Below are 22,259 nucleotides of genomic sequence, written 5' to 3'. Positions count from 1 at the left end.
GTGCGACAAGGAGAGCCCAATTGAACCAGCCCGCCCGTGCGCATGCCGCCGCCGGCATGCTCAACAAAGTCCCGGAAGTCACGCTGGCCTTCTGGATCGTCAAGATCATGTCGACGACGGTCGGGGAGACCGGCGCCGACTATCTCGCCGTCCACGTCGGACTCGGCGCCGCCGTCACCGGCGCGCTGATGTCCGGTCTGCTGCTCTGCGCGCTCGCGCTGCAATTGCGCGCGCGCGCTTACGTGCCGTGGATCTACTGGCTGAACATCGTCCTCGTCAGCATCGTCGGCACGCAGATCACCGATGCGTTGACCGACGGCCTCGGCGTCAGCCTCTACGTCAGCACGCCGCTCTTCGCCGCCGCGCTCGCGGCGACGTTCGCGCTCTGGTATCGCAGCGAGCGGACGCTGTCGATTCACACGATCGTCACCGCGCGCCGCGAGTGGTTCTATTGGGCCGCGATCCTGCTGACGTTCGCGCTCGGCACGGCGGCGGGCGATCTCGCGACCGAGGCGCTCGGCCTCGGATTCCGGCTCGGGATCGTCGCGTTCGGCGGCGCGATCGCGCTCGTCGCGGCAGCCGCGCTCTTCGGGATGAGCCGCGTGCTCGCGTTCTGGCTCGCGTACATCCTTACGCGTCCGCTCGGTGCGTCGCTCGGCGATTTCCTGTCGCAGGCGCAAGCGTACGGCGGCCTCGGGCTCGGCACGATCAAGACGAGCGCCGTGTTTCTCGCGGTGATCGTCGTGCTGGTCGCGGGGCTGAGCGTCGCGGCCGCGCGCGCGGATCGGCTCGTCGCGCCGGCGCGCGGCCGCTGAACTTCAGTCGATGCGAGCATCGTTTTCAACCGTTTCGTTCGCGTTTTTCACAAGGAGAAGCAGCATGATCAAGCGCCAATTCATTGCATTCGCCGTCGCGCCGGCATTGGCGGCCGCCGCGTTCGGCATCGGCGTCGTGTCGCCGGCGGGCGTCGCGCCGAACGTGGCCGAAGCCGCGACCGTCTCGAAGCTCGGTGACCTGTCGCCGTTCCGCGCGATCGCCGCTGACACCGCGAAGCGCGTCGACAAGGGCGATCTCGCCGGTGCGAAGGCGCGCATCAAGGATCTGGAGACGTCTTGGGACGACGCCGAGCCGTCGCTGAAGCCGCGCGCGGCGGCGGATTGGCACGCGGTCGACAAGTCGATCGATCGCGCGCTCGCGGCGCTGCGCGCCGATCGGCCGCAGGCTGTCGCGTGCAAGCAGGCGCTGGCCGATCTGCTCGCGATCATGGACCGGACGAGCGGCGCGCGCTGAGCGCGGCGTCCGCGGTCGTGCGTGCGGCGTCCGCCGGTACGCCCGGACGGCGCGCGGCGCGTGCCGATAGTGAAAGGCCGGTGCGGCTCGGCGCGCAACGGCGCCGGCCGCACGGGCAAACACGGCTTGCACGGGCAAACACGGCTTGCACGGGCAAACACGGCTTGCACGGGCAAACACGGCTTGCACGGGCAAACACGGCCCGTGCGATTCGTGCGGCGTCGAAGCCGATCCATGTCGGCCCGCGTCGTTCAGCGCCCCGGCGGCGGCTCGCCCGGCGAAGCGCGAAGCATGAGCATACGCATACGCATACGCATACGCATGCTCATGCTCATGCTCATGCTCATGCTCATGCTCATGCGCGCTCCCTGCGTCCGCCGCTTGCCGCGCGTCGCGGCGTCACGTTCAATCGATCAGCACGCCCGTCGGCTCGAAGAACGGATGCGGCCCGTCGCTCGCATCGACGTACACATGATGCGACGCGAGCCCGCTGTCCGGCGCATAGCGATGCACGGCGAACGCGGGCGGCTCCATCGAGAACGACGACGGCCCGTCGTCGCGCAGGTCGAACGTGACCTGGTGCGCCGGCGCGGGCACGGCCGACGCGATCGTGCCGCCGAAGCGCGCGAACATCGTCCGGTGCACGTGCCCGCACAGCACACGCTCGACGTTCGGAAAGCGGCGCAGCAGCGCGTCGAGCCGGCTCGACGCATCCGGATCGAGCCGCATCGCGTCCATGTGGCCGATGCCGCACGCGAACGGCGGATGATGGAGCGCGACGATGACCGGACGCTCGCGCGCGGCGTCGAGCTGGCTGGCGAGCCACGCGAGCCGCGCGTCGCACAGGGTGCCGCCGCTCGTGCCCGGAATCTGCGAATCGAGCGCGATCACGCGCAGCGGCCCGAGATCGAGCGCGTACTGGACGAATTCGCCCATCTGCAGCTCCGCGCGCGCGGGGAACGCGCGTCGCAACGCCGCGCGGTCGTCGTGGTTGCCGACGAGCAGGTAGTACGGAATCTCGAGCGGCGCGAGCAGCGATTTCAGGTGCGCGTATTCTGCGTCGTCGCCGAAGTCGGTCAGGTCGCCCGTGACGAGCACCGCGTCCGGGCGCGGCTCGAGCGCGTTCAGGCGCGCGACGCAGCGCGCGAAATGCGCGGCCGTGTCGACGCGCCGGTACGCGAGCATGCCGGGCCGCTTGATATGCAGATCGCTGATGTGGGCAAGCAGCATCGTCGTTCCTCGTTGTGTTCGTGTCATGAGGGTGGGGCGCGTCACGCGAGCGCGAGCAGGCCGTCGGCCGCGATCGCGACGCCGACCGCGGTGCCGCGCGCGAGATCGACGCGGCCCGGCACGTCGATGACGAGCGTATCGGGCGCCGCGTGTTCGACGGTCACGCGCGTGCGCTCGCCGAGAAACGCGCAGTTCGCGACCGCGCCGCGCAGCGGCGCATCCGACGGGTCGACGAGACGTGCATCCTCCGGTCGAAAGAATAGCTCGTTTGCCGGCGACGCGGCGGCGACGGCGCCGCCCGTCGTCACGAGCGCGCCGTCGCGCCACACGCCTTCGAGCCGGTTCAGCGTGCCGATGAAGCGCGCGACGGCGCGGCTCGCCGGACGATAGTAGACGTCGCGCGGCGTGCCGATCTGCTCGATCTTTCCCGCGCTCATCACGACGACCCGGTCGCCGAGCGCCATCGCCTCGGCCTGGTCGTGCGTCACGTAGACCGTCGTCACGCCGAGCTCGCGCAAGAGCGCGTTCATCTCGCGGCGCAGCGCGTCGCGCAGTTGCGCATCGAGCGCGGTCAGCGGCTCGTCGAGCAAGAGCACGCGCGGGCGCACCGCGAGCGCGCGGGCCAGCGCGACGCGCTGACGCTGGCCGCCCGACAGCGCGTCGATCGGTTTGTCCGCGTGCGCGGTGAGCCGCATCATCGCGAGCAGCTCGTCGACGCGTTCGCGCAGCGCGCGCGGCTCCGTCCCGCGGATTCGCAGCCCGTAGCCGACGTTGCCGCGCACCGACAGGTTCGGAAACAGCGCGTAGCTCTGGAACACCATGCCGACGCCGCGCTTTTCGATCGGCAGCGCGGTCACGTCGTCGACGCCGAAGGCGATCGCGCCGCCCGCGTCGGGCACGTCGAGCCCGGCAATGAGGCGCAGCGTCGTCGTCTTGCCGCAGCCGGACGGGCCGAGCAGCACAAGCGTCTCGCCCGCGCCGATCGCGAGATCGAGCGGCTCCAGCACGCGCGTGCCGTGGAAGGTCTTCGCGCAACGGGTCAGGGTGATCGGTACGGATTCGAGTTTCATCGGCGAGGCGGCGGAAAGGCAGCGGAAAGGCGGCGAAAGGGAGCCGCGAAGGCAGCGGAACGGCGGCGGGCGATCAGCGGGGCTTGCGCGCGTCGTGGCGCGTGCCGGACGGATCGACGCCGAGCCGCTGCATCGCGACGAGGAGCGGCAGCGTCATCAGCAGGAACAGGATCGTGTACGCGCTGCCGATCTCGATGCGCAGCGACGCGTACGTGTCGGCGAGGCCGACGGGCAGCGTCTTCGTGTCGGGCGTGTGCAGCATCCACGTGAGATTGAATTCGCCGATCGACAGCGTGAGCACCGCGAGCGCGCCCGCGACGATGCCGGGGCGCAGGTTCGGCAGCACGATCGTCGTGAAGCGCGTGACGAACGATGCGCCGAGGCTCGCTGCGCCTTCTTCGAGCGTGCGCAGATCGGCGCGCGCGGCGACGGCCGCGACCGCGCGGACCATGAACGGCAGCGTGAACACGACGTGCCCGACGACGATGAACCACACGCTCGTGCGGAACGCGGCGAAGCCGCCGTAGACGGCGAGGAGCGCGAGCGCGGACGCGAGGCCCGGCAGCGCGACGGGCAGCACGAGCGCTTCCTCGATCAGCCGAGAGACGCGGCTGCGGCTGCGCGCGAGCGCATAGCCGGCGGGCACGCCCGTCACGAGCGTGACGGCGAGCGTCGCGAGCGCGACTTCGAGCGACAGGAATATCGAGCCGTGGTACTGCGTCCATACTTCGCCGAGCCAGCGCAGCGTGAGCCCGCTCGACGGCCCGCGGAAATAGTTGACCGTGAGCCCGGCGAGCACGGACATCGCGACGGGGACGATCAGGAACGCGCACAGCGCGAGCGTGACCGCCCATTGCGCGGCGGCGAGCCAGTCGAACGATGCGCGGCGCGGACGGCGGGCCGTCGGCGGCCCGTCGGAATCGGTCGCGGCAGCGGGGCGGGCGAGCGCGGCGGCGTCCTTGATGGTGGGCGTCATGGGGCGTGCGGAAGCGATGTAAACGTTTTCGTCGACAGGATTATCGGGCGCGTCGATGAAGAACTGATGACGGCGCGCCGGGCCGATGGCGGCGCTCGCGCGGCGCTCGCCCGCGCGATGGAAGGCGGTGCGCATCAGTTTTAAACGTTTGAACGACGAGCGGTAGACGGCTGGTGCAGCGCGCGTCGAGCGCGGCGAGCCGCACGACACGCCGATACACCGACACGCCGACACGCCGACACACCGACACACCGACACAGCGCCGAACCGCGCGAGCGAAACGGATGCAGCCCGCGTCGAAGAGCGTGCGAAGCACAAGGGACGCTGTTGTGGAGACAGCCGCGCGCGTCGCCGAGCAATCAGTCTAATGGCCGGTTCCCCTGATGTCGCCGTGCATGCCGTTACGTTATATTGAATCGCCGAATGGTGTTGAGGAGTCCGGGCAATCGGGCCGAGCATCGCGTGCGCCGTTCGGCGACACGCACCGACCAGCGCCATGCGGTCACATCGCGGGGCGATTGTTGATGACCAGGAATGAGAGTGGGGAAACCGCTCTTTTTTGTTGTCTACGAGGAGGGAGTGATCGATGCAAACGATAACGATGGAGCAGTGCAAGCGCATTCATGGCGGGGCTAACCTGATCGACGGCACGTTCAACCTGTTGGGCGGCACGTTCACGATCAACAGCAGCGCGTTGGGCACGTTGATCAGCAACGCCAATTCGCTCGTCGTCAATGCGAACAACTGGCTGAGCAATCCCAAGGGGCAGTTGTCGTCGACGAAGCAGTAACCGCCGGCGCGACGCGCAGCCGACGCCCGTCTCCGGGCTCGCGGCTGCGACGCGTCGATCCGACGCGGTCGGACGAGGCGCGCTGTCCGGGCGCCTCGCCCGGCCCGGCATCAGATTTCCTTTCCTTTGCAATGGCGACGATCCGTTCGCCGTTGCGTCTTCGTCAAGCGGACGCGGCCGTCGCCTGGCCCGTCAGATTGCGCGCGAGCGCAAGCACCGCCCACGTGACGATCCCGAGCACGATCGACAAACCGGCCGCCGTCGCGATGTTCGCGTTCAGCGTGAACTCGGTGTAGATCGTCATCGGCAGCACGTCGAGATCGGTTGCGAGCGTGAACGCGGTGCCGAACGCGCCCATCGCGGTCGCGAAGCAGATCGCGCCCGCGGCAACGAGACCCGGCGCGAGCGCAGGCAGCACGATGTCGCGCAGCACGTGCCACGGCGACGCACCGAGCGAGCGCGCAGCCTCTTCGAGCGATGGATCGAGCTTCGACGCCGCGGCGATCACGGTGACGATCACGCGCGGAATCGAGAAGTACAGATAGCCGACGAAGAGGCCCGCGACCGAGTACGCGAACACCCAGCGATCGCCGACGAGCTTCTGCGACAGCATGCCGATCAGCCCCTGCCGCCCGGCGAGCATGATCACCATGAAGCCGACGACGACGCCCGGAAACGCGAGCGGAAACGTGAGCAGCGCGATCAGCGTGCGCTTGCCCGCGAACGCGCGGCGCGCGAGCAGGAGGCCTGCGATCGTCGACAGCGCGAGCGTCGCGAGCGTGACGGCCGCGGACAGCGCGACCGTCGACACGAGGCTCTTCATGTAGCGCGCATTCGACAGCAGCGCGACGTACGCGTCGACGAACGCGCCGTCGCCCGACACCCGCACGAGCGAGGCCATCGGCAGCAGCCAGAACGCGACGAACACGGCGAGTGCGGGCGCGAGCAGCGCGATGCGCCAGCGCGACGGGAATGTGAGATCGGACATCGTGACATCGACTCGTGCGGATAGCGGATAGCGGGCGGCGGGTATCGGCCGGTTATTGCATCACCTGCAGATACTGCTTGCCGAACGCCTGCTGGCCGGCCGCGAGCTTGCCGAAGTCGACGCTCTTCGCCCGCGCGTACTCGCTCGCGGGCAGGAACTTCGCGGCGGCGTCGGCGGTGAGCGCCTGCGCGCGCACCGGCCGCAGATACGCGCTCGCCCATAGCTTCTGGCCTTCGTCGGACAGCACGAAGTCGAGCACCTTCTTGCCGTTCGCATCGTGCGGCGCGCCCTTGACGAGGCTCATCACGTACGGCACCGAAATCGTGCCTTCCTTCGGAATCACGAATTCGACGTTCGCGTGGTCCTTGTACTTCGCGCGATACGCGTCGAAGTCGTAGTCGAGCAGGATCGGAATCTCGCCGGACAGCACGCGCGCGTACGCAGTCTGCTTCGGCACGATCGGCTGGTTTGCCTTCAGCTTGCGGAACCAGTCGAGCGCGGGCTGGAAGTTCTCGAAGCTGCCGCCGAGCGCCTGGTTTACCGCGACGGCGCCCGCGTAGCCGACGAATGCGCTCGACGGATCGAGATAGCCGACCATGCCCTTGTATTCGGGCTTCAGCAGATCGGCCCACGAACGCGGCACGGGCTTGCCGTCGAGCGCGTCCTTGTTGACGAAGAAGCCGAGCGTGCCCGAATGGATCGCGAACCAGTAGCCCTGCGGGTCCTTCATGTTCGCGGGGATGTCGTTCCAGTGCGCGGGCTTGTACGGCGCGATCACGTCCTTGTCCTTCGCCTGGAACGCCGACGACACGCCGAGATAGACGACGTCCGCGACCGGGCTCTTCGCTTCCGCGAGCAGTTGCGCGATCGCCTGGCCCGAGTTCTTGTTGTCGAACGGCACGCGGATGCCGGTCTTCTGCTTGATCGCCGCGATCTGGGCGGCCCAGTCGGCCCATTCGGGCGGGCAGTTGTAGCAGATCGCGGTTTCTTCCGCGTGCGCGGCGCACGCGCCGAGCGATAGCGCGAGCGAGGCAAGCGGGATGAGCGCGGCGGCGCACGCGCGGCGCACGGCGGCGAGCGGCGAGCGCGGGAACGACGAACGGCGGACGGTCACGACGGGTCTCCTTGCAGGGGCAAAACGAACGAGGGCGAAAGCGGGATTCATGCGATGCGCGAGGGGCGCGTCTCGCGCGGCGGCGCGACGGTCGCGCCTTCGCGCACCGTGTGCGGCAGCGTCAGCGCGGGCCGCGGATGATGCTCGCCGGCGATGCGCTCGGCGAGACGCCGCCACGCGGCGCGACCGATCTCTCGATTCGGCGTCGCGACGCTCGAAAGCGCCGGCGCGAGCAGCTCGCCGACCGCGAGGCCGTCGAAGCCGAGCACCGAGATGTCGTCGGGCACCGCGAGGCGCGCGTCGCGCAATCCGCGCATCACGACCATCGCGAGCCAGTCGTTGCTGCAGAAGAGCGCGGTCGGCCGCGTCGCGCGCGCGGTCAGATGCGCGAGCATCGCGCTCGGCAGCGTCGGCGCGTTGAAGTCGATTTCGAGCGCCGGCAGCGGGTCGAGACCGCGCTCGTCGAGCGCCTGCGCGTAGCCGCGCACGCGCTGCCGCGCGCGGTCCGACGCGTCGAGCGAGCCCGCGAGCATCAGCACGCGGCGATGGCCGCGCTCGCTCAGCATCCGCACGCCGTCGTACGCGGCGCGGCGATTGTCGACCGCGACCGACGGACGATGCGGCGTGTCGTTGTGCATCAGCACGTAGAGCGGGCCGTCGCGGTCGAGCTCGTCGAGGAGCGGATGCGCGTCGGCGTCCGCGACGGTGAGCATCAGCCCTTCGACGCGCTGCGCGCGCAGCGTCTCGATCGCATGACGCTCGCGCGCGGCGTCGTATTCGGTCGACATCACGATCAGCTTGAAGCCGGCTTGCGTCGCGAGCTCGTCGACGCCTTGCAGGCATTCGGCGAACACCGGATTCGCGAGCGTCGGCAGCACGACGCCGATCAGTTGCGTGCGGTCGCTTCGTAACTGCCGGCCGAGCGGGTTCGGGCGGAAGCGCAGCGTGTCGATCGCGGCGCGGATCTTTTCGAGCGCCAGGGGACTGACCGTGTGCGGCGTGTTGATCGCGCGCGACACCGTGGCGATCGAACAGCCGGCGAGCGCGGCGACGTCTTTGATGGTCGGCGTCATGAAGCGTGCGGTGGATGCGTGTAAACGTTTTCGTCGACGGGATTATCGGGACCGTCGATGAAGAACTGATGACGATGGATGGCCGATGATCGAGCGCGATGACGTCTGACGAATGGGGGCGTCAGGCCGACGCCTGGCGGCGACGGGGCACGCCGCGGATGAAATCACCGTCCGGCGCATGAGCGGCGACGCGTGACGCCGGCCTCGAACGATGCCGTACGGCGGAAATCTCTCGCGTCAGTCGGCTTGCCGATTCGAGTCCGGCCGTCTCGTGCGCAGGATGAGGGCGTTCGTCGATCATCTGGTTGAGCCCGCACGGCTGGCTCAGGCGGTAGCGATCAGCGCGTGAATGCGATCGAACGGCGATCCGCAGGGTCAAATCGCGAGGATCGGCGCGAGCAGTGGTAGAATCGCGTCCGCCCTTGCCGGGGTGATGAAATTGGTAAACATAGCGGACTTAAACGATTGAGTGCCCGGTCGGAAACGGCTGGTGCAGAACCCTTCAAATTCGGCGAAACCCCTGACGCGCGACGCGCCGAGGCAACGCCGAGCCAAGCCCCGAAGCGGCAGCGAAAGCTGCGGCGGGGAAGGTGTAGAGACTAGACGGGGGGCGCCTAAGGTCCACGCGGCTGAAGCCGCGTTCGGACGACGGCGAAGGCATAGTCCAGCGCACGAACGGCGCCGCGCGGCGCCGGCTTCGAAAGAAGCAGTGTGACGAAAATCCGCCGCCTTAATTGGCTTGCCGGTTCGAGTCCGGTCCCCGGCACCATCCAGCTCCGTAGCCTTACCAATCCTGCCTGTCGTCAACCCAATCGCAGCAGGGCTCTTTTCGTGCTGTTGCCCATCCTTTGAAAGGGTGCGGCGGCGTAGTCGAACCGAGCCGTTTTTGCGCCCGCGATTTTCCGGACCGCATGCCGTGCCAATGCGAAAAGCACGGTCTCAAAGATCAGATCAAACGCTTGCCATGCCGCTCGAAACCGTCCGCGCTGATCGATTACCGTCGGGCTATTTGGACTTCACGTGTCGAATCGTTGCCGCCATGAGAATGGGGCTTCCCGTTGCAGCTTGGGACAAGCAGCCAACGGTCAATCGGTCGTGCGCATGCGTGTCGCGGGCGAGCGGGAATCGGGTGCACGCGCCGAGCGACGGATCGTGCCGAACTCGGCTGCTGGCAGGACGCGCATGATCGACGACATCGCATTGGATACGCACGCCTTCGTCAATTCCAGTTGCAGGCACGCCTGTCCGGTCTTGTTGTCGATGACCGCCGTGTAGATGTCGAGTGCGGGGCCAAGCACCCGATGCAGCAGGCGGCGCACCTCGGTCAGGTTTTCGGTGCGGACCCGTATCGACATCAGAACCCGATGGTCCCTCTTGCTCGGACTCGGCCGAATCAGGACGGATCGGTCATGAACGGTCGACTTCGATGCGGCGAAGGAAGGCAGAGCGATCGAATCGGAGTGGAATCTGAGCGGCTTCATGCGCTTGGTCTTCGCGCCGCAGTGCGGCCTGCGTCGCGGAGATCTCGTCTGGAATATGACAGGCATTCTAAGAATTGACGGGAAGATTCGGTGTATAGAGTGCGTGCGCATCCGAAAAAATCGCGTAAACCGAGTGCGACCCGCGATGCGGGGTGGCGCAGGGCAGGAGGCGGGAGGCCGGCGCGAGTGAATCGCGCTCGGTGTCGACCGCCGGATCGTCCTTCGTGCGATTCGGCGTCATCGATTTGGCGCGTCCGGACATGAGGGCTCTGCTGGTGCGACGATTCGCACGGCACGACGAATATGGCAACAAGTCGTTCAGTGCGGGCAGTTTCGTGTACGCGACAAGCCAATGGCCAAACTCGACGGCGAGCCTTCCGCTGAAGCCGAACGCCCGGTCGCACTCGTCAATCGAACTCGAACGTGCGCTCTCGGCGTTGTCGAGCGTGCCTGCGTGAACCGGCTGCACGCGCACTGCAGACCACATCGCCGATGATCCGCACGTCGTACCCGTCCTGGGCTTTCAGCAGCATCGTTCCATGCCGGACGACGCGCTTGGATTCCGGCAGCCAGAAGGTGTCGTCGGGAACCGATGTCTCGGCGGGATCGGGCGTTTTCCTCGCGTCGTATAGCGAGCCGCTCTCATAGCCCTTCGCGCGCCATTTGCGCAGCACGCGGTCGATTTGCGCGTCGAGCGCTCGTTTCCGATCCGCGGACAGATGATCGTCGCCGATGCTCAATGCGACAGCGATCGCGATATCCTCGATGTCGTGCGATACGAAGACGTTTTGTCCGCACATGCCGCCCGCTGCGTCCGCGATCGCGTTCGCGTCGTCCTGCAGTTCGGTATGCGCGTCGCGCCAAGCGCCGATGCCGACCGTCGGTGCGCTACTCGTCTCGTCGGAAAGCGCGGCGGCCTGTCGTGGCCGATGAAACGAAAGACTGACGATGGCGGGCGGTCGCACTTCGTCGTACAGCAAGTAGTAGTAAGCGGCGGAGAGGATGGCGATCGGCACGGCGATGGGAGCAATCGCCCAGATCGCGCCTTCCGATGCATAAGCCGCGACCGCGACTGCGAGCGCGGGAACCGCGAAGGCCAGCAATTTGCCCACGAGGAAGCCGAGCGTGAAGGGCAGTGGCCGGATGATCGGCCGTCTGCGCCGGTTGAGCCAGTTGCCGGGAACCGGCCGCTTCAACAGCCGATGGAGCAGGAGTGCGATGAATGTCGCGACCAACGCCGTGCTCGCGTATGCAAAGTACTTCGAATTGGCGAGCGACATCAATTCGGACATCACATCGAGTGGAACGTCGTGCGCGGCGATTGGCGGCATGATCGTCCGGTAATGCCGCACGAATGCGACGGTCAGGTGATAGGCCGCGTATGCGGATGCGCCCGTCGGAACGAGCCAGTCGAAAAACCACCGCTTGGCCCACCCGAATTGGCCGGCCTCCATCTTCGGCGGCGGCATGCGCAGATAGCGATTCTTGAGAGCGGACAGGTTATTGCGCGACGTCGGTCGGTCAGGATATTTCATCGTCGGAATCTATTGTCGTGGTGATGGCCGGCGAATGCGCAAGCGTGCCGCATCGGCCAAGCGGCCCGACCGGGTTATCGGCATGTATCGCAAGAACTGAATGGCGCGCTTGCCGCGTGCGCGAGCGGCGCGGCAAGCATCCTGAACTGCTTGGTCAACTCGACCCCGCCATGAACCGAACGCGGCTGCCCCTTCGTCTTGTTCACGCCCGTACCGAATGTCGTCGCGACGACATTCGGATGTCGTTGATGCGAACAACGCGCTTTCCGCATCGGCGACTCGATCGGGCGGCATGGGTCGATGCGCGCGTCCGCCGGCTTACGAAGCGACGACGCGATTGCGGCCTTCGTGCTTCGCGCGATAGAGCAGCTTGTCCGCGGTGCTCAGGATCTCGTCGACGGTGTCGCCGTCGCGTCCGTACTGCGACACGCCGATGCTTACGGTCACGGGCGTGTGCTTGCCGTCGATGCCGAACGATGCGTTCGCGATCGAGCTCCGTACGCGCTCGGCGATGCCGCTCGCGGCGTCGGCAAGCATCTTCGGCAGCAGCACCATGAACTCCTCGCCGCCGACGCGCGCGATGTGATCGTATGGGCGGATCGCGGTGAGACATTGCCGCACGAAATTGCGCAGCACGACGTCGCCAACCTGGTGGCCGTAGTTGTCGTTGATATTCTTGAAGTTGTCGAGGTCGAGCGCAAGCAGCGAAAACGTCGTGCCGTCCCGCTTCGCGCGCGCGATCTCCGCCTGCATCTGCTCGATGAACTTGCGCCGGTTCGATGCGCCCGTCAGCGGATCGGTGGTCGCGAGATGCTCGAGTTTCTGATTGGTGCGCTTGAGTTCCTGCAATGCGCCTTCGGTGCGCGCCATCGATTCGGCGAGCCTCGCCATCAGATCCTGCTGGCTATAGACGGTCGCGAACGAGCGGGACGTCATCAGCGCCTGAACGACGCCGAAGCTCAGCAGGAAGAATCCGCCGGCGAAGATCGCATGGGCAAGCCACCACATGTGATTCCAAGGCTTGCCGAGAATGAATGCGACCGACGACAGCGCGAACGCCATCACCGAGATTCCGTAGACGAGCATCAGCGGCGTGCGGATGCGGCGCACGAGCAGCAGTGCGACGTTGGCGAGCGACACGATCATCGCGCCGCCCTCCATCGACACGCGCGTCCAGAGATTGCCCGCAATCGGCGAATACGCGATCGCGGCGACGATGAAGCAGATGACGACGTAGCCGGCGATCCACGGCAGCCAGGTCGAGCGCTGCGTGCGCCGCTCGCGCGGATCGGCGTTCTTGAAGTAAGACAACTGCCCGATGAGCAGCAGGAACGACATCACGAGGCGCGACGCCGGGCCATATAGCAGGAACAGCCAGATGTTCCGATGAGCCATTCCGGTGAATGCGCCGTGCAGCGAATAGATCAGTGCGAAGCCGAGAAATCCGAGCGTGAGCCAGCGCAGCAGCGGCTCACCCGACGACAGATAGCAGCGCCAGGTCACGTAGGTGACGAAGAGACCTTCGAGCGTCGCGGCGGCGATCGCCAGTTCGTGAAATTGATGATTCTCGAAAGTCAGGTGGGGATCGATGAAGACCCCCAGATATGCGATCAGGAACGCGGGCACGAGCGCGAAGCCGATCAGCAGGCATGCGGTATAGATTCGGGCGATCGTGCCGATTACACGCGGCGATTCATGGGCGGTGAAGACAGTGCTCACGGTGGCCTCCGCAACGCTGTTCCGTATTCCGAAGTGGGAAACCAGCGCGGAACGTTTTGCGGCGAACCGCCGTCACGTCCGGTCTCGCGCTGCCTCGTACCGCTATTCGCTGATCGCTTGTCTGACGAGAGTATAGGCGGCGCCATTCGTTTGACAATACGGTCGTACCGGTTTCCTGCACTCGGGCGAGTGGCTGAAACGGCCGATTGTTCAACTTTGTGCAGCAGACGCGAGCCGTGAAATTGGCGATGAAACATTCACGTGCGGTGGACGCGTGGCGCGATTCGTCGCGGCAGCCCGTTTCGAAACGCGCTCGACACCCCGAAGCGCGGACGCCGATCGCAAGCCGGTCGCTTCGCGTCGCGTCGATACGGCGCTCGATAAATGAAAAACGGCGAAAGCGAGGGACGGCAAAAGCAAGATGAATCGTCGTGCCGTCCGCCTAGGGTTTTCATATGTCGCGAACGGCCTGCCGTGTCGAATCAACGTGAATATAGTTAATCGATGGACCGGCTCGAATCCGGTGGTTTCGTCGCGGTGGAGGTCATCATGAGCTATAGCCTGGAGGGACGCATACTGGAAGTGTGCGATTGCAAGGTGCTTTGCCCGTGCTGGATCGGCGAGGATCCGGACAACGGCACGTGTCGGGCGACAGTCGCCTACCACTACGACAAGGGAACGGTCGACGACGCGGACGTGTCGGGGCTGACGGTTGCATTCGCCGCGTTCATTCCGGGCAATATTCTGCAGGGCAATTGGCGGGTGATCATCTTCATCGACGATCGCGCGACCGAAGCGCAGTTCGACGCGCTCGCGAGCGTCTATCGCGGCGAACGCGGCGGGCCGCTTGCCGACTTCTCGCAGCTCTTCGGCGACATCGTCGCGATCGAGCGCGCGGCGATCGATTTCGACGTGCGCGACGGCAAGGGCACGCTCAAAGTGGGCAACACCGCGTACGCGGAGCTCGAACCCTATCGGGGGCCGACCGGCGAGCCGACGAGGCTCGTCGAGAGCATCTTCTCGACGATTCCCGGATCGCCGGCCTACGTCGGCAAGGCCGGCACGTTCCGCATGCGTGAGCAGACGCTCGGCATCGATCTCGATCTGAGCGGGCAGAACGCGATCCAGGGCTTTTTCACGTTCCATTCGTGATACGTATCCACGCCGACGCGGTCTTGCGCAGGCGAGTGGTGCTTCGCCATGAACGCGACATCGTCGCGCCGCGTGTTCGTGCCGCTGGCGATCGCGATGATCGCCGCGGCATGGATCACGCTGTGGATGTGGGATAGCAGTCCCTACGCGCGCTTTCTCCATCACGTCGACTGGTCCGAGACGAATCTCGCCGGGCTGTGCCGGCTGATTCCGGCGGCCGACGCGATCGTGCCCGCGATGCTGCATGCCGCCGCGTGGCTGCTGACGATCGTCGCGATGATGTTGCCGACCGTGCTTCCGCTGCTACGCACGTTCGAGCGCCTGACGGCCGCGCGCCCGAACCGGAACCGTCTGATGCTGCTGGTGGTGCTCGGCTATCTCGCGGTGTGGAGCGTGTTCGGGCTGGCCGTCGATGCGGGTGACGCCGGCCTGCACGCGCTTGCGCGGCGCACGCCGTGGCTTGCATGGCACGGATGGCTCGTCGGCGCGATCGTGCTGACGCTTGCCGGCGCTTATCAATTCAGTTCGTTCAAATATCGATGCCTCGACAAGTGCCGGTCGCCGCTGATGTTCGTCAGCGAGCAGTGGCGCGGCGCAAGCGCGCGGCGGGACAGTTTCCTGCTCGGCATGCGGCATGGCCTCTTTTGTGTCGGATGCTGCTGGATGCTGATGTGTCTGATGTTCGCGGTGGGGGCGGGCAGCATCGGCTGGATGCTGGCGATCGGAGCCGTGATGGCGGTCGAGAAGAATCTGCCGCACGGCCGGCGATTGAGCGCGCCGCTGGGCATCGCGTTGCTCGGATGGGCGGCGTCGATCGTCGTGACGGGACTTCGCCTGGTTTGATCCGAGGAGGCGGTGCGACGGCATGCGCGTTCACCCGTCGATGCGTCGATGCGTGCGTAGCGACGTTGCCGCACACGCATCGGAAAACCGCGTGGCCGTCGTGCGATCGGCCGCGAAACGTTGCCTCTTTCGCGCGATCATCCCTTCGAATTCGGCTCTTCCCGGGCATGCAAGAACGGTGCGCTTGCAAATTCCGTTCATCGTGGAGGCCAGAGTCCACACCAACAAACGGGGCTGGCACGACTCTGCACGACAGCGCGCCTTTCGAGCCGAAGGGATGCGCGCCGAGCCCGTTTTCGAATTCGTTGATTCGACCGCGAGCATGGCGGTCGCGGCAAAGCATCCCGAGAATTTCGTTGCTGCCGCTGAAGCTGTCCGCATCGATGTGCTGCACGCATCCCGCGTCTTTTGGGGCCGATCGACATTCGGTTTCCTGCTCGCTGCTGCCGATGCATTGCACATGCAATGTTCTGCGATCCGAACGAACGAGCGCTTCGCTCGCACGCGGACGAAGCAAGATCGTGCGAGCCGGACGTCAGATTACCCGGCGCACTTTGCTTAGTCGAAAGAGTTCTTTAGCTTTCGAGAAGACGTTGTCGATAATCGAGCATCGACGCGACGGCCGCGGCGCGATTGCGTCGGACCTGATGGCAGTGGAGGAGCGCTCATGAGCGGATCACGACACGACACGGCGCATGCCGATGCGCTCGACAACAGCGACACCGGCGATCGCCGCCCGGCGAAGCCCGGCATGTGGCGCGAATTGATTTCGAAGGAAGACGGGGGGGCGATCTGGGTCGGGCTCGGCCTCGTGCTCGTCGCCTACGTGCTGTTCGCGGGCGGCGGCAGCATCAGGGGGCTCGCGGTCGCCCCAGCGAAATGGTCGAGCATCGGCCAGGCGGCGCGCGACCTGGGCGCGCATCTGCCGAACTACGTCGCGCTCTTCGTCGTGTTCGGCGCGCTGTTCTCGATCAGCATCGCGGCGCTCGGTCAGAAGCTCGCGCATTTCGTGCCGGTGTTCGTGCTCGCGATCGTCGCGACGACACGCTGGGAGCGCGCCGACGGCATCGCCGCGCAGCCGCGCGCAAGCGAGATCCGGGTGCGCTTTCCGAAGTTCGTGATCGGCTTCGTCGTCGCATCGGCGTTCGTCACGTGGGTCGCGAGCCATGACACGCTCGCCGACTACCGGAAGATCGTTACGCCGCATCTCGTCGCGCCGATCACCGTGCTGCGCACGTGGGCGTTCATCTTCTGCTTCTTCTCGATCGGCCTGACAACGCGGCTCAAGTCGCTGTCGGCGACGGGCGTGAAGCCGGTCGTCGCGTTCACCGCGGGCGTGGTCGCGAACGTGATCGTCGGCTATCTGCTGTCGGTGCGCGTGTTCGGTCACTACTGGGCGACGCTCGGACAATGAGTGCGACTGCCTCGGACGATTTCGACTCCCGCGCGGCCGATGTCGCATCGGCGCGCGTAACGGGACGCTGCGCGCAATGCCGGCATCGCGACGCGCGGCGGGGCGGCCTCGAGCAGGCGATCGCGGGGCTCGGTGCGCTCGGTTAGGGCTACGGGTCGAGCGTCGCCGACAGCCGCCTGTGTCGGCGACACGATCGTTTCGTGTCGTCGGATGATGGTTGCTTCGCGTTCAGCCCGCTGAAAGCCGGTTCGCCCTGAATGAGCCGCGCGGCGGCGGCGGATCGGGACGGCGGCCGCCCGTTTTCCGGCTTCGTTGAAAAGCCCGTCAGGAATGCGATCGAACGCCGCCGAATGGCGGGCACGTGACCGGCGACGCTGCGGCAACGATCGAGACGGCGTTCGAGATGACGACATTCAGGATTGGGAACGAAATGAGCCCGGCGGCGACGCCGGCTCGCTTATTCCGGTTTCTCCACCGCCCGCGCGAGCATCGCATCGCCGATCAGATCATTCCCGCGCGCCTTCAGCGCTTCGGCGGCCCCGCGGATGTCGCGCGCCGCCTTGTTCTGCCCGAGCTTGTATTTGCCGACGAGCCGCGTGACGTCGATCTGCAGGCCGACGATCGACTGGAGCATCGTGTCGATGTAGTCCTTCGGCGCGTCGGTCATTTTCCACGGCTCGGGCAGCGCCGCTTCGTGCGTGCGCGTCAGCCGGGCGACCACGCCGCGCACGAATTTCGCGTCGTCGCGAACGGTGATGCGTCCGTGCGCATGGACGACGGCATAATTCCACGTCGGCACCTGCCGGTGGAACGCGTGCTTGCTCGGATACCACGTCGGCGAAATGTACGCGTCGCCCGCACGGAACACGACGAGCACTTCGTCGCCGCTCGACACGTCCTGCCATATTGGATTCGCGCGCGCGACGTGCGCGCTCAGCACGCCGAGCGATCCTTCGCCGGCGGCGAGCTCGAACGGAATGTGGTTCGCGTCGAGTCCGCCCGTTCCGTGCGTGATCAGGATCCCGAACGGGTGTTGCGCGATCAGTGCGTGCAGGACGTCGGTGCGACGCTCGTCGAAATGGGTGGGGACGTACATGGCGGCTCCTCAGTCGGGCAGCGTTTGCGCAGCGCGCGGGGTTGAGCGATGCGGGCATTGTCGTGCGAAACTGGTTTATCCTGTAGAGCCAGTTTGGAAAGCTTCTGGTGAACCGGAATTATGGCGAGAATCGCCCGGATCATTGAGATTCCGTCGATCGGCGCACTCGACCGCTCGGCCGGAAACCTGAGTCGGCAGTTGGCGCAGGCGCTGCGGGACGCCGTTCGCAAGGGCGACGTCAAACCCGGCGATGCGCTGCCGTCCACGCGGCTGCTCGCGGCTTCGCTGCGGATCGCGCGCGGCACGGTGGTCGATGCGTACGAGCAACTGATCGCGGAGGGGTTTCTGGAGTCGCGGGGCGGCGCGGATACGCGCGTCGCGCACGCGCTCGCCGAGCCGCGACCGGACGGCGAACCGCCGCGCGCGGCGCGGCGACGCGAGACTTCGGCGGCTCGATCGAGCCTGCCGCAGCCGGCTGCGGCGTATGCGCGGATTGCGTGGGAATTCGCGCCGTTGCCGCCGGTGCCGTTCGCGATTTCGGTGCCGGTCGGCGCGACGGCGCCCGATGACGCGTGGCGCCGCCTCGGCAACCGTCTGCGGGCGAAGGGCGCCGCCGCGCCGACCGGCTACGCCGATCCGCAAGGCGCGCCGCCGCTTCGCGAAGCGATCGCCGACTACGTGCGCAAGTCACGCTCGGTGCGTTGCGAGCCGGATCAGGTCATCGTCACGAGCGGCACGCAGCAGGGGCTGTATCTCGCGTGCCAGGTGCTGCTGGGCGCGCACGATCGGGCGTGGGTCGAGAACCCCGCGTACCGCGGCATCACGGCGATTCTCGAATGCACGGGGCGGGGCGATGCGATGGTGCGCGTGCCGGTCGATGCGGACGGCATCGACGTCGACGCGGGCATCCGGCTCGCGCACGACGCGCGCGCCGCGTTCGTCACGCCGTCGCATCAGTATCCGCTCGGCATGCCGATGAGCATGGCGCGGCGCAGCGCGCTGCTCGCGTGGGCGCGCGCGGGCGATGCATGGGTGATCGAGGACGATTACGACAGCGAGCTGCGCTACGAGGGCTATCCGTTTCCGTCGCTGCAGGGCTTGGACCCGGAGCGCGTCGTCTATCTCGGCACCTTCAGCAAGATGCTGTTTCCGTCGCTGCGGCTCGGCTATCTGATCGTGCCGAGCGATCTGGTCGCGGCTTTCTGCGGCGCGCGCGCGCTGATGGATCGGCATGCGCCGACCGCGGACCAGTACGTGCTGGCCGCGTTCATGGCCGAAGGGCATTTCGATCGCCACATCCGCCGCGTGCGCGGCGTGTATGCGGATCATCGCGCGCACCTGATGGACACGCTCGGCAGGCTGCTTCCGGGCGACGTGGCCTGGCTGCAGCCGGGCGACCAGGGCATGCACGCGGTGCTCTGGCTCGCGGCGGGCATCGATGATTTGCAGGTCACGGCGATGGCCGCGCAAGCCGGTGTCGCGGTCCGCGCGGTGTCGCCGATGTTCGCGCCGGGGACGGCGCGGCCCGGGCTCGTCCTCGGATTCGGCGGATTCAGCCGGGAGCAAATGGATGCGGCCGCGCAGCGTCTTGCCGAGGTGATCGCGTCCGTCGGCGGCGCGGCGTCGCGCGATCGATCGAAGCCAGCGGGCGTCGCCGATGACGTCGATGCGGCTGAGCGACGGAAATGAGCAGGGCCGACGCCGTTGTCGTGGGGGCGACGCGAGGCGCGACCGAATCGGATCGTCGGGCGAATCTTTCGCTGGCCAACTCCGCGTTCGAAAGCGACGCGTCCGCCTGCAGGGCGGCGAGAATGCGAAGGTCCAGTTCGTCGAGGTACACGCCCGCCATGCGGCGCTCCTTTGATGTCGATGTGAAATTAAATTTCACATCGATGAGTGCGGTTCCAAAAATTTCAAAAATACATGTGATGTGACGAAAGCGCCGGACACTCGATCCGTCATTCGCCCCGCGCTCGCCGTCCCGAGTCGTCCCATGCGATCCGAAGTCGTCCGAATGACGCACGGAACGGCGAGCACGCATTCGCGCGGCGGCCGAGTCGATCCCGCTTAGCGGTCGCCCGGCAGCCACGCGCCGTGGAATCCCGCCGGGATTCGCCGCGGCAGATGCACGGTCGCGATCGGCTCGTCGTCGATGCGCCGGCCGTCGAGGATCACGAGATCGCTCGTATCCGTTTCGCGGCGATACACGCAGACGAGCAGCCAGCCGTCGTCTTCGTCGACGGCGCCCGGACGCGGGACGAACACCGGCTCGCTGTTCTGGTCGCCCGGCGGCACCCGGTAGCGCTGCGTCGATCCGGCATCGACGTCGTAGCGCACGACGCCGCGCAACTCCGCATTGGTCGGCTGCTCCGTCGCGTACAGGAAGCGATGGCGGCGGCCGGTCCGGCTTTCGTTGATGCGGGGCAGCTCGATGCCGGCGTCGTCGAGCGGCTGCTCGGCGACGATCCCCGTCTCGAGATCGATCGCGTAGCGCCACAGCACGCCGACCGGGTTGTCGTCGAACGCGCGGCCGTCGCCGGCGAGGCGCAGGAACCACGGATAGCGGACGACGTCGAGCACGATCGCCGAACCATGCCTGTCGTACGCGTTGACGACGTGCTGGATGAAGCACGGCGCGACGTCGAACCAGCGCACGTCGCCGCCGTGGCGCGGCAGGACGCCGATGCGCGCGCGGCGCTCGTCGTGCCAGCGCAGCGGCATCCGGTGGCCGCGCGACAGCATCGCGAAGTCGTATGCGACGTTCAAGTCGAACACGATGCTGTGCGTCGCGGTGATCGCGATGTCGTGCATCATCGACGGCGCCGGCCAATCGACGTCGATGTCGACCGTCTGCACGCCCGCCGCGTCCGCGACGCCGTAGCGCAGCCACGGCCTGTTCCAGTCGGCGCGAAACACGATCAGCTCGCCGGTATGCGGATCGACTTTCGGATGCGCCGCCATGCCGGGCGCGAGACCCGGATGGCGGCGCGACGCGCCGAGGCTGTCGAGGCCCGCGGTGATCGCAAGCGGCGCGCCGCCTTCGGCGAGCGCGAGGATTTCGCCTGCGTGAACGAGCACGTTCACGTTCGGATTCGTGTCGATGAGCGACGGCGCGCGATCCGGGGCGTGCACACGCGCCCAGCGCTGCGTGCGCGCCCAGCGATTCCGGTAGCGCGCCGCGCGGCCGTCCTGGAGCGCCACCGCGTGCAGCATCGCGTCTTCCGGCCACCACGACAGCACGCCGTCGCCTTCGAAGCGGCCGCGCAGCGGATTGGGTCCGTTGCGCACGAGCACGCCGTTCAGGTCGCGCGGAATCGAGCCGGTCACGGGAAGATCGACGAGGTCGACTTCGTCGGCGACGGGCGCCAACGCGCCCGCATTCAAATCTATGGCTGTCATGTTCTCGGGAGTGGATTCAGCGCGTGGCGGGCGGCGGCGCGGCGTCGCCGTTCGTGAACGCAAGCGCGAGCGCGTGGTCGCGCACGTCGGCGGGCCACGCGGCGACCTGTTCGCGCAGGCGCGCGCCGTCGCTCGCGAAGAGCGCGCGCGTCGCCTCCTCGAAGCCGGGCATGTCGCCCGCGATCGCCGACATGAAGTGGTACGCGCGCTCCTGCGTCCGGCGGCGTCGGTCCTCGTGCGCGTGCGTGCGGCGGGCCTCATCGACGAGGCGGCGCAGCACGACGGACGCGCCGCCCGGCTGCGTCGCAAGCCATGCCCAATGGCGCGGCAGCAGCGTGACTTCGCGGGCGACGACGCCGAGCTTGGGACGGCCGCGGCCGCGCGGCTCGCTCGTGCCGCCATTTGCGTCGGGTGCGCCGGGTGCGTCGGGTGCGTCTGAGGCCGACTCGCGAGCCATGCCGTCGCGTTGTGCGTCGCCATTTTCGGCCGACGCGGTCTGTGCGTAGCGGGTCGCGATGTCGTCGTCCGAGCCCCGCGTGTCGATGTCGATCGAGCGACCGGTCGCGTTGTCGAAGATCAGGACCGTGCCGCCGACGGCGTCGTTTTCGATAGCCCGCTTGATTGCGATTGCAACCGTCGACAGCGAGCCGGCCGCCAGCCGCCGATAGCCGTCGAAGGCGATGTAGGAAGGGAGAGGGGCATTCGTCACGGCATTGACCTCGAAAAATCCGAACAATGCGCAATTTATACCCGGGTATAAATTGGGTGTCAATAACACCCGGATAATATTTGTCACCGAATCACCGAATCACCGAATCACCGAATCACCGAATCACCGAATCACCGAATCACCGAATCACCGAATCACCGAATCACCGAATCACCGAATCACCGAACCGCCGAATCACCGAATCACCGAACCGCCGAATCACCGAACCGCTGAACCGCTGAACCGCTGAACCGCTGAACCGCTGAACCGCTGAACCGCTGAACCGCTGAACCGCTGAACCGCCGAACCGCCGAACGGCCGAACCGCCGAACCGCCGACCCCCCGAACCGCCGAGCAAGCCGAGCAAGCCCCGCCACCCC

General features: G+C 66.9%; 21 protein-coding genes and 1 pseudogene. 8 read left to right on the top strand and 14 right to left on the bottom strand.

Annotated features, from left to right (window positions below):
• The first annotated feature begins 56 nt into the window (after nucleotides 1-56).
• Entirely contained in the window at nucleotides 57-815 is a 759-nt protein-coding gene (locus tag WS62_RS27775; RefSeq protein ID WP_066577752.1) for a COG4705 family protein, read from the top strand.
• Between the two features lie 64 nt (nucleotides 816-879).
• Complete coding sequence (locus WS62_RS27770; protein ID WP_066577750.1) at nucleotides 880-1,290, top strand: histidine kinase; 411 nt, start codon at nucleotides 880-882, stop codon at nucleotides 1,288-1,290.
• A 405-nt stretch (nucleotides 1,291-1,695) separates the two neighbouring features.
• Here the strand turns inward: WS62_RS27770 and WS62_RS27765 are convergent, their stop codons facing one another.
• The 3 genes from WS62_RS27765 to WS62_RS27755 form a co-directional block, all read right to left on the bottom strand.
• Entirely contained in the window at nucleotides 1,696-2,520 is an 825-nt protein-coding gene (locus tag WS62_RS27765; RefSeq protein ID WP_066577747.1) for a phosphodiesterase, read from the bottom strand.
• A 41-nt stretch (nucleotides 2,521-2,561) separates the two neighbouring features.
• The gene (locus tag WS62_RS27760) at nucleotides 2,562-3,590 is read right to left on the bottom strand and encodes an ABC transporter ATP-binding protein (protein ID WP_066577745.1); all 1,029 of its coding nucleotides are present in this window, start codon (nucleotides 3,588-3,590) and stop codon (nucleotides 2,562-2,564) included.
• 73 nt (nucleotides 3,591-3,663) lie between these two features.
• Nucleotides 3,664-4,566 carry an ABC transporter permease gene (locus WS62_RS27755; RefSeq protein WP_066577801.1) on the bottom strand — a complete coding sequence of 301 codons (903 nt, stop codon included), beginning with the start codon at nucleotides 4,564-4,566 and terminating at the stop codon, nucleotides 3,664-3,666.
• A 586-nt stretch (nucleotides 4,567-5,152) separates the two neighbouring features.
• Here WS62_RS27755 and WS62_RS37690 point away from each other — a divergent pair.
• Entirely contained in the window at nucleotides 5,153-5,356 is a 204-nt protein-coding gene (locus WS62_RS37690; protein WP_059473233.1) for a hypothetical protein, read from the top strand.
• A gap of 163 nt (nucleotides 5,357-5,519) precedes the next feature.
• Here the strand turns inward: WS62_RS37690 and WS62_RS27745 are convergent, their stop codons facing one another.
• The 6 genes from WS62_RS27745 to WS62_RS27715 all read right to left on the bottom strand — a co-directional run bounded on the left by WS62_RS27745 (nucleotide 5,520) and on the right by WS62_RS27715 (nucleotide 13,266).
• Nucleotides 5,520-6,344, bottom strand: a complete 825-nt coding sequence (locus tag WS62_RS27745; RefSeq protein WP_066577744.1) for an ABC transporter permease — start codon at nucleotides 6,342-6,344, stop codon at nucleotides 5,520-5,522.
• A 52-nt stretch (nucleotides 6,345-6,396) separates the two neighbouring features.
• Nucleotides 6,397-7,458 carry an ABC transporter substrate-binding protein gene (locus WS62_RS27740; protein WP_066577742.1) on the bottom strand — a complete coding sequence of 354 codons (1,062 nt, stop codon included), beginning with the start codon at nucleotides 7,456-7,458 and terminating at the stop codon, nucleotides 6,397-6,399.
• Nucleotides 7,459-7,505: 47 nt separating this feature from the next.
• Nucleotides 7,506-8,531 carry a LacI family DNA-binding transcriptional regulator gene (locus WS62_RS27735; RefSeq protein WP_066577740.1) on the bottom strand — a complete coding sequence of 342 codons (1,026 nt, stop codon included), beginning with the start codon at nucleotides 8,529-8,531 and terminating at the stop codon, nucleotides 7,506-7,508.
• A 1,085-nt stretch (nucleotides 8,532-9,616) separates the two neighbouring features.
• Nucleotides 9,617-9,886 (bottom strand): sugar ABC transporter permease, encoded by a 270-nt coding sequence (locus tag WS62_RS39100; protein WP_082721347.1) that lies wholly within the window; start codon nucleotides 9,884-9,886, stop codon nucleotides 9,617-9,619.
• Between the two features lie 533 nt (nucleotides 9,887-10,419).
• Nucleotides 10,420-11,547: a hypothetical protein gene (locus WS62_RS27720; RefSeq protein ID WP_066577734.1), complete on the bottom strand. Its 1,128-nt coding sequence runs from the start codon at nucleotides 11,545-11,547 to the stop codon at nucleotides 10,420-10,422.
• A gap of 318 nt (nucleotides 11,548-11,865) precedes the next feature.
• The gene (locus WS62_RS27715; RefSeq protein WP_066577728.1) at nucleotides 11,866-13,266 is read right to left on the bottom strand and encodes a sensor domain-containing diguanylate cyclase; all 1,401 of its coding nucleotides are present in this window, start codon (nucleotides 13,264-13,266) and stop codon (nucleotides 11,866-11,868) included.
• 549 nt (nucleotides 13,267-13,815) lie between these two features.
• On the opposite strand from WS62_RS27715, the gene WS62_RS27710 reads away from it, so the two are divergent.
• The 4 genes from WS62_RS27710 (at nucleotide 13,816) to WS62_RS27695 (ending at nucleotide 16,675) form a co-directional block, all read left to right on the top strand.
• Nucleotides 13,816-14,418, top strand: coding sequence for a DUF1326 domain-containing protein (locus WS62_RS27710; protein WP_066577799.1), 603 nt, complete (start codon nucleotides 13,816-13,818; stop codon nucleotides 14,416-14,418).
• Between the two features lie 48 nt (nucleotides 14,419-14,466).
• Nucleotides 14,467-15,261 (top strand): DUF2182 domain-containing protein, encoded by a 795-nt coding sequence (locus WS62_RS27705; RefSeq protein ID WP_066577725.1) that lies wholly within the window; start codon nucleotides 14,467-14,469, stop codon nucleotides 15,259-15,261.
• A gap of 184 nt (nucleotides 15,262-15,445) precedes the next feature.
• Nucleotides 15,446-15,823 carry a hypothetical protein gene (locus tag WS62_RS27700; RefSeq protein WP_156441170.1) on the top strand — a complete coding sequence of 126 codons (378 nt, stop codon included), beginning with the start codon at nucleotides 15,446-15,448 and terminating at the stop codon, nucleotides 15,821-15,823.
• A 105-nt stretch (nucleotides 15,824-15,928) separates the two neighbouring features.
• Nucleotides 15,929-16,675 (top strand): putative sulfate exporter family transporter, encoded by a 747-nt coding sequence (locus tag WS62_RS27695; RefSeq protein ID WP_066577719.1) that lies wholly within the window; start codon nucleotides 15,929-15,931, stop codon nucleotides 16,673-16,675.
• A gap of 457 nt (nucleotides 16,676-17,132) precedes the next feature.
• Here WS62_RS27695 and WS62_RS27690 read toward each other — a convergent pair whose 3' ends face one another.
• Nucleotides 17,133-17,771, bottom strand: a complete 639-nt coding sequence (locus WS62_RS27690; RefSeq protein ID WP_066577716.1) for an FMN-binding negative transcriptional regulator — start codon at nucleotides 17,769-17,771, stop codon at nucleotides 17,133-17,135.
• 120 nt (nucleotides 17,772-17,891) lie between these two features.
• Here WS62_RS27690 and pdxR point away from each other — a divergent pair, with 120 nt between their 5' ends.
• Complete coding sequence (pdxR, locus tag WS62_RS27685) at nucleotides 17,892-19,460, top strand: MocR-like pyridoxine biosynthesis transcription factor PdxR (RefSeq protein ID WP_066577714.1); 1,569 nt, start codon at nucleotides 17,892-17,894, stop codon at nucleotides 19,458-19,460.
• 103 nt (nucleotides 19,461-19,563) lie between these two features.
• Here the strand turns inward: pdxR and WS62_RS38505 are convergent.
• The 4 genes and pseudogenes from WS62_RS38505 to WS62_RS38500 all read right to left on the bottom strand — a co-directional run.
• Nucleotides 19,564-19,620 (bottom strand): annotated as a pseudogene (locus WS62_RS38505) (hypothetical protein); the annotation flags it as partial.
• A gap of 218 nt (nucleotides 19,621-19,838) precedes the next feature.
• The gene (locus WS62_RS27680) at nucleotides 19,839-21,170 is read right to left on the bottom strand and encodes a carotenoid oxygenase family protein (RefSeq protein ID WP_066577709.1); all 1,332 of its coding nucleotides are present in this window, start codon (nucleotides 21,168-21,170) and stop codon (nucleotides 19,839-19,841) included.
• Between the two features lie 16 nt (nucleotides 21,171-21,186).
• Nucleotides 21,187-21,879 (bottom strand): DUF2239 family protein, encoded by a 693-nt coding sequence (locus WS62_RS27675; RefSeq protein ID WP_066577797.1) that lies wholly within the window; start codon nucleotides 21,877-21,879, stop codon nucleotides 21,187-21,189.
• A gap of 163 nt (nucleotides 21,880-22,042) precedes the next feature.
• A partial coding sequence (locus WS62_RS38500) for a hypothetical protein (RefSeq protein WP_231748435.1) occupies nucleotides 22,043-22,259 on the bottom strand: 217 nt, incomplete at its 5' end.

Origin of the sequence: Burkholderia sp. ABCPW 14 (assembly GCF_001523835.1) — a bacterium.
GTDB classification, from domain to species: domain Bacteria; phylum Pseudomonadota; class Gammaproteobacteria; order Burkholderiales; family Burkholderiaceae; genus Burkholderia; species Burkholderia mayonis.
The sequence above is the reverse complement of the archived record's forward strand: the minus strand, read 5'-3'. Positions and strand labels throughout refer to the sequence as shown.